Annotated in this window: 12 protein-coding genes; 2 read left to right on the forward strand and 10 right to left on the reverse strand. The window is 62.3% G+C overall.

The window, feature by feature from the left end; genetic code table 11:
- Positions 1 to 3 precede the first annotated feature (3 nt).
- Both KF794_10130 and KF794_10135 read left to right on the forward strand, forming a co-directional pair.
- Complete coding sequence (locus KF794_10130) at positions 4 to 1,431, forward strand: mannose-1-phosphate guanylyltransferase/mannose-6-phosphate isomerase (protein ID QYK44148.1); 1,428 nt, start codon at positions 4 to 6, stop codon at positions 1,429 to 1,431.
- 104 nt (positions 1,432 to 1,535) lie between these two features.
- Positions 1,536 to 2,918 (forward strand): hypothetical protein, encoded by a 1,383-nt coding sequence (locus KF794_10135; GenBank protein QYK44149.1) that lies wholly within the window; start codon positions 1,536 to 1,538, stop codon positions 2,916 to 2,918.
- Positions 2,919 to 2,921: 3 nt separating this feature from the next.
- Here KF794_10135 and KF794_10140 read toward each other — a convergent pair whose 3' ends face one another.
- From KF794_10140 to KF794_10185, 10 genes are all read right to left on the reverse strand, one after another.
- A complete protein-coding gene (locus tag KF794_10140) occupies positions 2,922 to 3,473 on the reverse strand; it encodes an NAD(P)H-dependent oxidoreductase (protein QYK44150.1) in 552 nt (183 codons plus the stop codon).
- A 75-nt stretch (positions 3,474 to 3,548) separates the two neighbouring features.
- The gene (locus KF794_10145) at positions 3,549 to 4,661 is read right to left on the reverse strand and encodes a 5-methyltetrahydropteroyltriglutamate--homocysteine S-methyltransferase (GenBank protein QYK44151.1); all 1,113 of its coding nucleotides are present in this window, start codon (positions 4,659 to 4,661) and stop codon (positions 3,549 to 3,551) included.
- 105 nt (positions 4,662 to 4,766) lie between these two features.
- Positions 4,767 to 5,444: a histidine phosphatase family protein gene (locus tag KF794_10150; GenBank protein ID QYK44152.1), complete on the reverse strand. Its 678-nt coding sequence runs from the start codon at positions 5,442 to 5,444 to the stop codon at positions 4,767 to 4,769.
- Between the two features lie 16 nt (positions 5,445 to 5,460).
- Positions 5,461 to 6,603, reverse strand: a complete 1,143-nt coding sequence (locus KF794_10155; GenBank protein ID QYK44153.1) for an acyl-CoA dehydrogenase family protein — start codon at positions 6,601 to 6,603, stop codon at positions 5,461 to 5,463.
- 32 nt (positions 6,604 to 6,635) lie between these two features.
- Positions 6,636 to 7,835, reverse strand: a complete 1,200-nt coding sequence (locus KF794_10160) for a VWA domain-containing protein (protein ID QYK44154.1) — start codon at positions 7,833 to 7,835, stop codon at positions 6,636 to 6,638.
- Complete coding sequence (locus KF794_10165; protein QYK44155.1) at positions 7,832 to 8,752, reverse strand: MoxR family ATPase; 921 nt, start codon at positions 8,750 to 8,752, stop codon at positions 7,832 to 7,834. Before KF794_10165 ends, KF794_10160 begins: the two co-directional genes overlap by 4 nt.
- A gap of 64 nt (positions 8,753 to 8,816) precedes the next feature.
- Positions 8,817 to 9,617: a xanthine dehydrogenase family protein subunit M gene (locus KF794_10170; GenBank protein ID QYK44156.1), complete on the reverse strand. Its 801-nt coding sequence runs from the start codon at positions 9,615 to 9,617 to the stop codon at positions 8,817 to 8,819.
- A gap of 5 nt (positions 9,618 to 9,622) precedes the next feature.
- Positions 9,623 to 11,986, reverse strand: coding sequence for a xanthine dehydrogenase family protein molybdopterin-binding subunit (locus KF794_10175; GenBank protein ID QYK44157.1), 2,364 nt, complete (start codon positions 11,984 to 11,986; stop codon positions 9,623 to 9,625).
- A 30-nt stretch (positions 11,987 to 12,016) separates the two neighbouring features.
- On the reverse strand, positions 12,017 to 12,514 hold the full coding sequence (locus KF794_10180; protein QYK44158.1) for a (2Fe-2S)-binding protein: 498 nt from the start codon (positions 12,512 to 12,514) through the stop codon (positions 12,017 to 12,019).
- Between the two features lie 169 nt (positions 12,515 to 12,683).
- Positions 12,684 to 13,136 carry a carbon monoxide dehydrogenase subunit G gene (locus KF794_10185; protein QYK44159.1) on the reverse strand — a complete coding sequence of 151 codons (453 nt, stop codon included), beginning with the start codon at positions 13,134 to 13,136 and terminating at the stop codon, positions 12,684 to 12,686.
- Positions 13,137 to 13,388 lie beyond the last annotated feature (252 nt).

The following is a 13,388-nucleotide window of genomic DNA, read 5'->3' on the forward strand; positions in this document are numbered from 1 at the left end:
GCGATGAGTGATCTCATCCGGCCAGTGATCCTGAGCGGCGGTGCGGGCACGCGCCTGTGGCCCGCGTCGCGCGACAGCCTGCCGAAACAGTTTCTGAAACTGCTCGGCCCGCGCTCGACCTTGCAAGAAACGCTGCTGCGGGTCTCCGACAAATCGCTGTTCGGCAAGCCCGTGATCGTCGCGAACCGCGATTATCGTTTTCTGGTACGCGAACAGTTGCAGGAAATCGGCGTGGACGCCGACATCCTGCTGGAGCCGATGCGCCGCGACTCCGGCCCCGCGATCGCCGCAGCCGCGGAATGGATTGCGAAGGAAAATGCAAACGCACTCGTCCTGATCCTCGCGGCCGATCATGTGGTCACGAAACCGGACGCCTTTGTCGCCGTGTGCAGCGATGCGCGCGCTGCGGCGAAAGCCGGCTACATCGTCACCTTCGGCATCAGGCCGGATCATCCTGCGACAGGATACGGCTACATCCGCGCCGGAAACGAACTCGGCGACGGCAAACCCGCGCGCAAGGTCGAGGCTTTCGTCGAGAAACCGAAAGCGGAAGTCGCCGGGCAATATCTTCGCGACGGCTATCTCTGGAATTCCGGGAACTTCATGTTCCGTGCCGGAGATTTTCTGAACGAATATGCGCGCTTCGATGCCGCCACCGCAACAGCCGCAAAAGACGCGATTGCGCACTCGCAGACCGATCTCGGCTTCGTCGTGCTCGACGAAACCGCTTTCGCGAAGGCGACGCAGAAATCCGTCGACTATGCGGTGATGGAAAAAACCTCCCGCGCCGCCGTCATCCCCGCCGATTACGGCTGGTCCGACTTCGGCGGCTGGAGCGCGGCATGGTCACTCTCACCACGCGATGCCGAAGGCAATGCCGCGCGCGGTCCGGTCGTCACGCTGGATGCGAAGAACAATTACGTCACGTCTTCCGGCAAGCTCACCACATTGGTCGGCGCGGAAAATCTAGTCGTGGTCGTGACCGATGACGCGGTGCTGGTCGCGGATCGCGCCCGCGCCGAAGACCTGAAAAAGCTGGTCGAGAAGCTTCGCGAAGCCGGACACGCGGAAGCAAACCAGCACGCCCGCGCGCATCGCCCATGGGGCAACTACCAGTCGCTCGACATGGGCGAGCGCTATCAGGTGAAGCGCATCGTCGTGAATCCCGGCGGCCGCCTCTCGCTGCAAAAACATAAAAAGCGCGCCGAACACTGGGTGATCGTGCGCGGCACTGCGCGCGTCACCGTGGGCGACATGGTGAAAGACTTGCAGGAGAACGAGTCGGTATACGTGCCGCTCGGCGCGGTGCACCGGCTGGAAAATCCCGGCACCATCCCACTCGAACTGATCGAGGTGCAGACCGGCACCTACTTCGGCGAAGACGACATCATCCGCATCGAAGACGACTACAAGCGCGGCGAGAAAGACTGAACCGCGCCGTGGTTTTCCGGTTGCGGCATGCCGCAGTGCAACCGTTAAGCGATGGTTAACGATACTTATCTAGCGTTCGCGCCGGTCTGCCTTCGAGCGCTTCCATGACGATTCCCGCCGCCTATCAGGTCGGTCTTGGCCTTTTCCGCATCGACGAAGCTACGCTGAACGCGCGGCATCAGGTCTGGATGATTCTCGGGCCGGAAATCGACGGCCTTATCGACGACCATTACAAAGAACTCGCCGAACACACGCCGTTCTACATCGAGATGATTCAGCAGCGCGGCGCTGCCTACAAGGCGCTGATCGTCAAATATACCGAGCGCCTGTTCTGCGATCCGCTGGGCGAGAACTGGGTCGCAGACGCACAAGAGCGTGCGAAGCTCGAGGTTGAGCTGGGCCACGACGCGCGCAGCCGCCCCGGCATCTCCTCTTTCCTGCAACGCTCGTTCATTCGTCTCGTCAGCAAGCAACGCATGATGTCGCGTACGAAAGCCTGCGAGCTGATCGACGTCTGCACGCGCATGTTCAATCTCGACGTTGCAACCGCGATCTCGCTGCATTTCCACTTTCAGGTCCGCAGCAGCAGGGCCGACGGCGATCGCATCGGCGAAGCCGTGACGCACTTCGGTTCAACGATTCAGACTGTCCGCCGCTCGGTGAGCAACGCGGTCGATCTTCTGGGCCAGACATCCAACGAACTCACCCGCCTTTCCCAGTCCGCATCGGAGCAGGCCGTGACCGCGGCCACAGCGGCGGACAGCACTGCGGCGAACGTCGGCACCATCGCTGCCGCGACGGAAGAACTGAACGCATCCATCGCCTCGATTCACGATCAGGCGTCGAACAGCGCGCATCTTGCGCGCCAGGCCGTGTCTCACGCCGAACGCACGAACGTAACCATCCGCTCGCTCTCCGAGGCCGTGGACAAGATCGGATCGGTTGCCGGGCTGATTTCGGAAATCGCGAGCCAGACCAATCTGCTCGCGTTGAACGCCACCATCGAGGCGGCGCGCGCAGGTGAAGCCGGGCGCGGTTTCGCAGTCGTCGCATCCGAAGTAAAGTCGCTTGCAACGCAAACTTCGAAGGCCACTACTGAAATCGGCCAGCAGATCACGATGATCGAGGAAGCCACGCGGCGCTCGGTGGGTGAAATCGCGGAAACCGGAGAGACCATCTCCGACATCGCACGCACGGCGGAAATGATCGCGGCCGCACTCAATCAGCAGGCCTCCGCGACCGGCAACATTGCGGAAAGCGCGATCAGCGCCGCGAACAATGCCGGCACGGTGGCTAACGCCATGAAGACGGTCGAGCACACTATCGAGCAGACCAAGGCCGCAGCCGCATCGGTGCTGACCTGCTCCCGCGATCTCACGGGAAGCACCGGCGAGGTCGCAAACGCGATGGACCTGTTGTTCGAGGCATCCTCGAAGCAGGAAGGCGCAAAGCGGTTTGCCGATCTCTCGGTCGCCGCGAAACGATAGAAGCTACTTCTTCGTCCGTTCGGCGAACTTCTCGAACGCGGCCAGATACTTTCCAATGAAATCGCGGGTCGTCTGATCGGTCAGCTTGCCGCTCTCGTCGATCTTGTTCTGCGCGGTGCCGACAAAAATCTCCGGCTTGTTCATCACCCGCGCATCGAGAAACACCATCACCTGCCGCAGATGATACTGCATCCGCGCGCCGCCCACCGGCCCGCCCGATGCCGACATGATGCCGACCGGTTTCTCCGCGAACGGCTGCTCCTTGATGCGGGAAACCCAGTCGAGCGCGTTCTTCAAACCGCCCGGCACGGAAAAGTTATATTCCGGCGTGACGACGATCACGCCGTCGGCCTTGCGTATCGCGTCGCTGAACGCAGTCACCGCGGCGGGGATGCCCGACGCTTCCTGATCGTCGGCGTTGTAGATCGGGAACGAAGCGAACGAAGGCGCATCCGTGAATTTCATCGAGGCAGGCGCGAGCGAAGGCAGCGCCTTCGCGACAGCCTTGTTGAAAGAGCCTTTACGCAGGCTGCCGCAGATAACCAGAATGTCCATGGGAGTGTCCTGAGAGAACGATCGCTCTCATAACGTCTAAACCCGAATTTGGTGCCGTGCGCTGCGGCAAAGAAGCTACTTCCAGATCGCCCGCGCCGTTTCGACGCAAAGCTGCAATTTCGCCTTCTCGTCGGTCTCGGTAACGGGATTACCTGCCAATGTGGATGCGAAGCCGCATTGCGGGCTGATGGCAAGGCGATCAAGGTCGATATAGCGCGCCGCCTCGTCCACGCGGCGCTTCAGATCGTCCGGGTTTTCAAGTTCCGGCGACTTGCTGGTGACCAGACCGAGCACGACGCCGATATCCTTCCGCACGAAACGAAGCGGGCTGAAGTCGCCTGCTCGCGCCGTATCGAACTCCAGCAGGAAGTGATTGATCTTCGCTTCGCTGAAAAGTTTTCCGGCGATACGTTCATAGCTTCCCGATGCGAGGTAATGTCCCTTCAGGTTACCACGGCACATGTGCATTCCGATTCGCACCGATGCCGGCGCACCTTTCACCACTGCATTGATCGCGCCGATGTAGAGATCCGCGAGCCGGTCGGGGTCCTGCCCTACCGATTTCACCTTGTCGCGCATCGTGGGGTCGCACAGCAGCGCAATCGGCACCTCGTCGAGCTGCACATAGCGGCAGCCCGCCTGCGCCAGCGCCGCGATTTCCTCGCGATACACTTTCGCCAGATCGGCGAAGAATTCTTCCGCACTGTCGTAAACGCCCGGATCGGCAAAGTCTGCGCAGCGGTAGAAATGCATCGTGGACGGCGACGGGAGCGTGATCTTTGGCATCGCGCTCGCGTTGTCCTTGAGAAAGTCGAACTCGTCGATCGCGATCGGCTGCACGCGCTTCAGCTTCGTGGCCGCATGTGCGACGACGAATTCGTATTCATTGCCGGTCTCGTCGGCGATCTTGAACAGCGCGTTGCGGATTTCGAAGCCTTGCATGCGCTCCACGAAACGGCGCCAGTAACCGCTCCGGCGGAATTCGCCGTCGGTTACGACTTCCATCCCGGCTTCTTCCTGTAAACGGATGGCGCCGAGAATAGCCTCGTCCTGAATTTTCCGGAACGCTTCATCGGTCAGGTGTCCGTTCTGGTGCTGCTTGAACGCCTGCATCAGCCCGGATGGCCGCAACAGGCTGCCTACATGATCGGCGCGAAAAGGCGGCCGCCCCCTGGCAAGCTCAGGCATAAGCGTTCTCCCGAAAACGCCGGCTTGTGCCGGTCCTAGGGAGCATCATACGGCGGCTGTTATCGCGGCCACACGGCAAATGCGCATACGCCGCGGGCGAAAACGCTATGCGAGGATGCTCGCCGCTTGCCGCGCGCTCATGCCGACCCAGGGCCGGTGATTGGTCGCAATCACGCGCCACAACGGCTGCGGCGTCACTGAAAGCCGCTCCAGCCGCGTCACCGAGCAGTTGTCGCAGGCGAAGGCCAGCCCGGCATCGGCGGAGAGATTGAGTGCATGGGCGATGGCGGCCTTGATGGTACCACCGTGAGCAACGGCGACGATGTCGCGCCCCGCATAGATTTCGCTCAGGCGCTCGATGGCACCGGTCGCCCGCACCACCAGATCGTTGAAGCTCTCGCCGCCCGGCGCGCGTTCCGCTGCCGGGCCGAACCAGAATGGATGGTTGAGATGTGCCCGCGCGGCGAAGAACTCGGCGCGGTTCATGCCTTGCCACGCGCCGAGATGCTGTTCGGCGAATTCCGCGACCTGTTGCGGCTCGCCCATGAGACGATCTTCCATCGTCATCGCGCTGAAGATCGCCGCCGCGGTCTGATGCGTGCGTTTCAGGTTGCTGGTGAGCCAGACAGCGTCGCGCGGCAGTTCGTGGGCGAGCGCGGTGTAAACATGCGTCTCGCTGGTGTCGCTATCGACGTCGTTCTGGCCATAGATGTTGACGGTGTCGGGAACCGGCGCGTGACGGACCCACCACCAGCGGGTGGTATTCGAGGCTGCTTCGTTCATGGGCGGATGATTTGCCCTAAAGCGCGCGGCCGATCAATTCCTTCATAATCTCATTGGTGCCGCCGTAAATTTTCTGCACCCTTGAATCGGTCCAGATGCGCGAAATCGGATATTCCTTCATATAGCCATAGCCGCCGAACAGTTGCAGGCACTCGTCCGCAATGTCGCACTGCTTCTGCGTGGTCCACCATTTCGCCATTGCCGCGGTCTGTACGTCGAGCTTTTCATCGAGCAGAAGCGTGGTGCAATGCTCGACGAAGCTGCGCGCTACCGCCGCCTCCGTCTTGCATTCCGCCAGCTTGAATCGCGTGTTCTGGAAATCGAGCAGCCGCTTGCCGAATGCCTTGCGGTCCTTCGTGTAGGCGGTCGTGATTTCCACCGCGCGTTCCATCGCCGCCACAGCCTGCACCGCAATGATGAGCCGTTCGCGGGGCAACTGCTGCATCAACTGGATGAAGCCGAGGCCCTCACGCTCGCCAAGCAAATTAGCGGTCGGCACCCGCACATCGTCGAAGAAAAGCTCGGACGTGTCCTGCGAGTGCAGGCCGACCTTTTCGAGATTGCGCCCGCGGCGGAAGCCTTCCACCTCATCCACCTCGACCACGATCAGCGAAACGCCTTTCGCGCCTTCCTTCGGGTCCGTCTTCGCGACCACGCAGACGATGCCAGCATGCTGGCCATTGGTGATGAAGGTCTTTTGCCCGTTGATGACGTACTGGTTGCCGTCTAGCTTCGCCGTCGCCCGCACGCTTTGCAGGTCGGAGCCGGTGCCCGGCTCGGTCATCGCGATTGCGGAGACCAGTTCGCCGGAAGCCAGCTTGGGTAGCCATTTCTTTTTCTGTTCTTCCGAACCGTAGTGCAGCAGGTACGGCGCGACGATGCCGCTATGCACCGAGTTGCCCCAACCGCTGACGCCCGCGCGGATCTGTTCCTCGATCAGAACTTTCTCGTGCGCGAAGCTGCCGCCTGCGCCGCCATATTCTTCCGGGATCGCCGCGCAGAGCAGCCCCGCCTCGCCCGCCTTGTTCCAGATGTCGCGGTCGACGATGCCGTCGCGCTCCCAGCGTTCTACATGCGGCGCGCATTCACGCTCGAAGAAACGCCGCGCGCTGTCGCGGAAAATTTCCAGGTCTTCGGTCATGTAGGCTGGCTTGTGCATCGGCGTTCACTCCCGAACCCGATGATGCACGATTACGCCACGCCGAGCCAACGCCTCGGATCATGAATGCTGGAAGTCCGCGTTTCCGTAAGGGCATCGCAGAGCGATTTCAGGCTGGCGAGATTGTGGACCGGACGCAGTTCGTCCACATGCGGCAGCATGGTGCGAATACCTTCCGCTTTCGCCTCGAAGCCGTCGAAGCGCAGCAGCGGATTGAGCCAGACCAGGCGGCGGCAAGAACGATGCAGCCGGTCGATCTCGCGTCTTAGTTCGCCTCCGCCTTCGCGTTCCAGACCATCGGTGACGAGCAGTACCACCGCGCCCTGTCCCAGCACGCGGCGCGACCATCGCTTGTTGAACTCTTCCAGCGCAGGCGCGATGCGCGTGCCTCCGGCCCAGTCCGCCGCACTTTGCGAGGCAAGCGCGAGCGCCTCGTCCGGGTCGCGGGTTTTCAGTGCGCGCGTGATGTTCGTCAGCCGCGTGCCGAACAGGAACGTGGATACGTTACGCCGCTTCATGGTGAGCGCATGGAAGAAATGTAGGAGCGGCCGCGAGTAATCGCTCATCGAGCCGGAAATATCGACCAACGCGACCAGCGGCGGGCGCTTGGTGCGCGGCGCGCGGAAACGCAGTTCGATCAAACCACCGCCCGCACGCACGCTTGCGCGTAACGTACGGGCAAGGTCGATCCGCCCGCGCGGCGACGGCGCGAAACGCCGCGTCTCGCTTTCGTCGTCGGGAAGGCGCAACGCGGCGATAGCGCGCCTCGCCTCGTCCAGTTCCGCGGCCGACATCTGTGCGAAATCCTTGCGCCGCAGCAATTCGGCGTCCGAAACCGTGCCGCGCATGTCGAATATTTTTTCTTGCTGCTTGGGCGGTTTCGGCATCCGCTTTTGCAAACCGAGCGCTTCCTCGACGCGGCGCTGCGCGGCACGGGATTTCACGCCTTCGGTGCGCGTCACGGGAAGCATTTCGCGCAGCACGCGGTCCACCTGATCGCGTTGCCAGAAGCGGTGAAACGCCTCGTTGAACACCGCATGGTGTTCGTGACGCGAGATCAGCGTGGCGTGCAGCGTCCAGTAGAAATCGGCCCTTGTGCCGATGCCGCCGATCATCACCGCATGCAGCGCATCGATGACGGAACCCGGGCCGATGGAAATGCCCGCGCGGCGCAGCAGCCGCGCGAAGCCGATCAGCCGTTCGAACAGTTGCCCTTCAGCGGGGGCGCTCATCCCGCCGCTTTCAGCGCCTCGCGCGAAGCCGCAAGCACGCTGTCGATCTTCTTCGGATTGAAGCGCGCGAGATCATCCTGATACTTCAGCACCACGCCGAGCGTGTCGCCGATCAGGTTCGGATCGAGCGCCTTCGCGTCGAGTTCGACCAGCGCGGAAGCCCAGTCCAGCGTCTCCGCCGTACCCGGTGACTTGAACAGGTCTTCCTTGCGAAGCGCCTGCACGAACGCGACGACTTCGCGCGAAAGCGTTTCCTGCGCGCCCGGCACCTTCGCGCGCACGATGGCGAGTTCGCGCGCGAGATCGGGATAGTCGATCCAGTGATAAAGACAGCGGCGCTTGAGCGCATCGTGGATTTCGCGCGTGCGGTTCGAGGTCACGATCACGATGGGCGGCGATTCCGCCTTGATCGTGCCGAGTTCGGGAATCGTCACCTGGAAATCCGCGAGCACTTCGAGCAGGAACGCCTCGAACGCTTCGTCCGCGCGATCGAGTTCGTCGATCAGGAGAACCGGCGCACCGGCCGGATCAGGGGTCAGCGCTTCCAGCAGCGGACGGCGAATGAGAAAGCGATCCGAGAACACGTCTTCGGTCAGCCGCTCGCGGTCGGCGCTGCCCTCCGCTTCGGCCACGCGAATGGCGATCATCTGCGCCGCGTGATTCCACTCATAGAGTGCGGAAGAAGCATCCAGCCCTTCGTAGCATTGCAACCGCACCAGTTTGCGGCCCAGCGCGGAGGAAAGCACCTTGGCGATCTCGGTCTTGCCGACGCCTGCCTCGCCTTCGAGGAACAGCGGGCGGCCCATCTTCAGCGCGAGGAACACCACCGTCGCCAGCGCGCGATCCGCGACGTAGGTGCCCTGCGAGAGCAGCGCTGTGGTTTCGTCGATGGATGCGGGAAGTTTGCTCAATACCATACCCTTTAACGCAAACCGGCGCGGGGATTTCCCGCGCCGGAAAGCCTAGCACATTGCTGCCGGCCTAGCCGCCAGCAGCTGCCACCGCCCGGCGCGCGAGCACGCCGATCAGGTGCGCGCGATATTCCCCGGAACCGTGGATGTCCGAGATCATGCCCTTCGGCGCGACGGAAACGCCTTCGAGCGATTTCGCCGACCAGCCTTTGCCAAGCGCGGCTTCGAGATCTTTCGCGCGGAACACGCCGCTCTCCCCCGCGCCGGTGACGGCAACGCGCGCGCCGCCCGCGGTTTTCGCGACAAACACGCCGACCAGCGCAAAACGCGAAGCCGGGTTACGGAATTTCACGTAGCCCGCGCTCGCAGGCACCGGGAAGCTGACCTTCTCGATGATCTCGTCGCTTTCGAGCGCAGTCTCGAACAGGCCCTTGAAGAAGTCGTCGGCCGCGATCTTGCGTTTGTTGGTATGCACCGTCGCGCCGAGGCCGAGCACCGCCGACGGATAATCCGCGGAAGGATCATTGTTCGCGAGCGAACCGCCGATGGTGCCGCGGTTGCGCACCGCCGGATCGCCGATCACCGAAGCGAGTTCGGCGAGCGCCGGAATGGCCTTCTGCACTTCCGGGGAGTTCATCACGTCGACATGCTTCGTCAGCGCACCGATGACGATGTCGTTGCCTTCTTTCTTTACGCCCGAAAGCCCGGACACCTTCGAAAGATCGACAATGGTGGCGGGACTGGCGAGCCGCAGCTTCATCGCGGGGAGCAACGTCTGCCCGCCTGCGAGCAGCTTGGCGTCGTCGGATTTCTTCAGCAGCGCGACCGCGTCGGCAACGCTCGACGGCTTTTCGTATTTGAAAGTGTACATGGCGCTTACTCCGCAGCTTTCTTCATGCCGCCCTGCGCGGCTTTCCAGACCACGCTCGGCGTCGCCGGCATCGGCACGTTTTCGTGGCCGACCGCGTTGGTGATGGCGTTGATCAGCGCGGCGGGCGACGCAATCGCGCCGGCTTCGCCGCAACCCTTGATGCCCAGCGGATTGGACGGGCACTTCGTCACCGTCGTATCGACCTTGAACGAAGGCAGGTCGTCCGCGCGCGGCATGGCGTAGTCCATGAACGAGCCGGTGATGAGCTGGCCGTCCGAATTATAGGACGCGCCTTCCAGCAGCGCCTGGCCGACACCCTGCGCGATGCCGCCATGCACCTGCCCTTCGACGATCATCGGATTGATGATGACGCCGAAGTCATCCACCGCGACCCAGTTCGCGATTTCGGTCTTGCCCGTTTCCGGGTCGATCTCGACTTCGCAGATGTGGCAACCGGCCGGGAACGTGAAGTTGGTCGGATCGTAGAACGCGCCTTCCTTCAGGCCCGGCTCCAGTTCGCCGCCGGTGAACTTGTGCGCGATGTAGGCATTGAGCGTGACGTCGCCCCATCCCACCGATTTATCGGTGCCCTTGACGGTGAACTTGCCGTCCTTGAACTCGATGTCGTCGGCGGAGGCTTCCATCATATAGCCCGCGACCTTCTTCGCCTTCGCTTCGATCTTGTCGAGTGCCTTCGAGATTGCGGACATGCCGACCGCGCCGGAACGCGAGCCGTAGGTGCCCATGCCGAACTGCACCTTGTCCGTGTCGCCGTGCACGATGCTCACCGTCTCAATCGGTACGCTTAGGCGGTCCGAGACGAGTTGCGCGAATGTCGTCTCATGTCCCTGCCCGTGGCTGTGCGAGCCGGTGAGGACCTCGATGGAGCCGGTCGGGTTCACGCGGACTTCCGCAGACTCCCACAAGCCGACGCCCGCACCGAGCGAACCCACCGCTTGCGACGGCGCGATGCCGCACGCTTCGATGTAGGTGGAGAACCCGATGCCGCGCAGCTTGCCCTTCTTCTCGGACTCGGCCTTGCGCTTGCCGAAATTCTTGTAGTCCACTATCTCCATCGCCTTGGTCAGCGATGCGTCGTAGTCGCCGGCGTCATAGGTCATGATGACCGGCGTGGCGTGCGGGAACGATCTGACGAAGTTCTTGCGGCGCAGCTCCGCCGGGTCGACGCCGAGTTCGCGCGCCGCGACTTCGACGAGGCGCTCGACCACGAAGGTCGCTTCCGGACGGCCAGCGCCGCGATAGGCATCGACCGGCGCGGTGTTGGTATAGACCGCATCGACCTCGGCATAGATCGCCGGGATCGCGTACTGGCCGGAGAGCAGCGTCGCATAGAGATAGGTCGGCACCGACGACGAGAACGTCGACATGTAGGCGCCGAGGTTCGCGATCGTATGCACGCGCAGGCCGGTCATCTTGTGGTTGGCGTCGAACGCCAGTTCGGCGCGGGTAACATGGTCGCGTCCGTGTGCGTCGGTGAGGAAGGCTTCCGAGCGGTCGGAAACCCATTTCACCGGGCGGCCAACGCGGCGCGCGGCCCACAGCGCCGCCACTTCTTCCGGATAGATGAAGATCTTGGAGCCGAAACCGCCGCCGACATCCGGCGCGATCACGCGCAGCTTGTGTTCCGGCGCCATGCCGACGAAAGCGGAAATGACGAGCCGCGCGACATGCGGGTTTTGGCTCGTGTTCCAGAGCGTCAGGCTTTCGTTGCCGGCGTCGTATTCGGCGATGGCCGCACGCGGCTCCATCGCGTTCGGAACCAACCGGTTGTTGATGATGTCGAGCTTCGTGACATGCTTGGCGGCCTTGAACGCAGCTTCGGTCGCCGCCTGATCGCCGAGATGCCATTCGTAGATCGTGTTGTTCGGCGCGACGTCATGCACCTGCGGCGCGCCTTTCGCCTGCGCCTTCGCCGGATCGGTGACCGCGGGGAGCACACCGTAATCGACCTCGATCTTCTCGGCGGCGTCGCGCGCCTGCCTGAGCGTTTCCGCGAGCACGAGCGCGACCGCATCGCCGACGCAGCGCACCTTGTCGGCGGCAATCGCCGGATGCGGGCCGGCCTTCATCGGCGAACCGTCCTTCGACGAAATCGCCCAGCCGCAGATCAGGCCGCCGATCTTGTCGTTCGCGAGGTCGGCGCCGGTCAGCACCGCGACCACGCCGGGCATTTTCTCGGCGGCCGAGATATTCACCTTCTTGATCGTCGCGTGCGCGTGCGGCGAGCGCAGAAAATAGGCGCGCACTTCACCGGCCCGCGAGATGTCGGAAGTGTAATTACCCTTGCCGGTGATGAAACGAAGGTCTTCCTTGCGGCGTACTGCGGCGCCAATTCCTGTCGCGCTCATGACGTCCTCCGGGTTTCCCTGAAATTTTGTTTATTCGGCAGCGCGGGCGGGCTTGTTACCGCCCTTCATCGCCTTCGCGCCTGCGGCCACCGCTTTCACGATGTTGTGGTAGCCGGTGCAGCGGCAGATGTTGCCTTCCAGCTCTTCGCGAATGGTGTGCTCGTCGAGTTCGCTGCCCTTGCGGTTCACGATATCGACTGCCGACATGATCATGCCCGGCGTGCAGAAGCCGCATTGCAGGCCGTGATGTTCGCGGAATGCTTCCTGCATCGGATGCAGGGCGGTGCCATTGGCGAGACCTTCGATGGTCGTCACCTTCGCGCCATCGGCCGTCAAGGCCAGCATGGTGCAGGACTTCACCGCAACGCCGTCGACATGCACGACGCACGCGCCGCACTGCGAGGTATCGCATCCGATATGCGTACCGGTCAGCCGCAGCTTTTCGCGGAGCAGTTCTACGAGCAGGGTTTCGGGGGAAACGTCAACGGAATGCGATTTTCCGTTGACCGTGATGTTCACGGTCGACATCGGGGCACCTCCCAAACTGGAAGAAACTGAGGCTCCTCAGCCTTTGCCGGCATGACTTGCTGGTTTGGCAAGTGAGCCGCGTCTCTTCTCACTTTTTATAGTGGTTACAGTTTGGTCCGGTTCCAGACTTGCGGTCAAGCGCTTGCTGGCATTACAGGAATGCGGACAGTTATTTATATTCCTGCAACGCCTCGACGAAGTTCGTGAAGAACTTGTCGGCGGTTTTCTTGGCCGAACCCGCGATCAGGCGCTGGCCGAGTTGCGCGAGTTTTCCGCCGGTAGCGGCTTCCGCTTTATAAGTGAGCATCGTGCCCTGCCCGGCATCGGCCAGCGCGACATGGGCTTCGCCCTTCGCAAAACCGGCAACACCGCCCTCACCTTCGCCGACGATCTTGTAGCCGTTCGGCGGGTCCATATCCTCAAGCTTCACCTTGCCCTTGAAGCGTGCGCTCACCGGACCGATGGAGAGCTTCACGGTCGCCTGGAATTCGGAATCGGAGATTTTCTCCAACGTTTCACAACCGGGAATACACTTCTTCAGCATCTCCGGATCGTTCAACGCCCGCCAGACCGTCGCGCGGTCCTGCGGCAGTTCGTATTCTCCGGTCATCTCAAGCGCCATGGTCGCCTCCCTTACTGTGCGGCTTACCGGCCGCATCTTTTTGAAAATCCTGCGAATTACATAAACGCAAATCCCCGCCAGTGCATCTCGTCACGGACATGGCTGCGATCCTGTGTGTACTGCAGCAAATCCGGAGCACATGACAGCTCCGTAAAAACCCCGTTGACGAACCCGCCGCCATAAAAGACGCTTATTATACTTTCGTTGCCCTCAAAATTGGCAGCGCAGGTTTGGGATGGCTTCGGCCGAACC

This window comes from Xanthobacteraceae bacterium (assembly GCA_019454205.1).
Classification (GTDB): domain Bacteria; phylum Pseudomonadota; class Alphaproteobacteria; order Rhizobiales; family Xanthobacteraceae.